This window comes from Burkholderia sp. 4M9327F10 (assembly GCF_005503145.1).
In the GTDB taxonomy this organism is placed as follows: Bacteria; Pseudomonadota; Gammaproteobacteria; order Burkholderiales; family Burkholderiaceae; genus Paraburkholderia.
The window spans coordinates 1-1,174 of sequence record NZ_SCNV01000150.1 but is presented as its reverse complement, the minus strand read 5'-3'; the positions used below and the strand labels follow the sequence as shown (position 1 = coordinate 1,174).

General features: G+C 62.9%; 2 pseudogenes. One reads left to right on the top strand and one right to left on the bottom strand.

The annotated features are described in order from the left end of the window. Positions 1 to 279: pseudogene (locus FFS45_RS41525) on the bottom strand (glycosyltransferase family 1 protein); the annotation flags it as partial. 526 nt (positions 280 to 805) lie between these two features. Between FFS45_RS41525 and FFS45_RS41520 the strand changes: the two are divergent. After that, positions 806 to 1,174, top strand: a pseudogene (locus FFS45_RS41520) (glycosyltransferase family 1 protein); the annotation flags it as partial.

Sequence of the window (1,174 nt, the reverse complement as noted above, 5' to 3'; positions counted from 1 at the left end):
AAACGCTTCGGCATGTCTGGCGACGGTGCGGATCTGGCGCACCACACCGGGCAGCGCCATCAGCCAGCTCAGACGCGCAGCCTGTTTCCTGATGGCTGAGACGCGCGCATCGCACGCGAGCCTGACCGGCACGCCGAGCGCTTCCAGCTTCGCCCGAAACGGACCGTCCGAGAGCAGCAGCACTTCACGATGCGCGGCCCAGCCAGCAGCAAGCGGCAACAGACAGACTTCCGCACCGCCGAGCTGCCCGCTTTGATCGACGAACAGAACACTCGGCATGTCCGTCTCGTCGGACGGACCTATACGGCTAGCCACGAATGCCGGCGGTAAGGACTTGGACGCGATTGCCGTCGCGTCCGCAGATACGGAGGTATTCGTCACAGGTCACCGGACGGCAGGAATTTCTGAAGAGCCATTATTCGCGCTTCGCGACTTCGGCTATGTGGTCGTCCGCACCCAGCGAGACAAAACATCCGGCACACGCCGTCATACCGGCGCGCCGGCTCGCCATGCCCAGCGAGCGAGTCGCGCGGCCGTTGCCCCGGCACGCGCGTGACGTGCGAACCGCGCTGCGAACCGCGCCCTCCCGGGATGGATAAGTGTCCTGAACATTTAAGCCGTGCTCTCCGGCGCCGCAGCGATTTTTCCTTTTTTGACGATTGCCCTACTGCATATGACACATGGTTGGCCCGGTGTAATCCACGTGTCAGTCACGGTAAGTGCGTAGCGACACATTGACCAGGAACGCGTGCACCAATAATGCTCTTCGCCACCATTCCTTTCGACCCTCAATCCGCGAACCCAGATGAAGTCAACCGCTCCGGTCAATGCAACGGCGCTCGCCGCTGCGGCGACGTCCTTGTACGCATCCAGCCACGCAGCCGAAACGGGTAGCGTCGCGAGCATCCTGTTCGTGGATCAAAGTGGACAACTGGGTGGAGCGGAGTTTTCGCTCTTGCCGCTGGCCGTCACCTGGGCCGCGCATCGCGAAGTGCTCCTGCTCTCGGACGGTCCATTTCGCGCAAAGCTGGAAGCGCTGGGCGTGCCGGTCAGGCTCGCGTGCGATACGCGGGTCTCGGGCATCAGAAAGGAAGCGGTGCATTTGAACTGGCTGATGGCGCTGCCCGGCGTGGTACGCCAGATCCGCACCATCGCCAGACATGCCGAAGCGTTC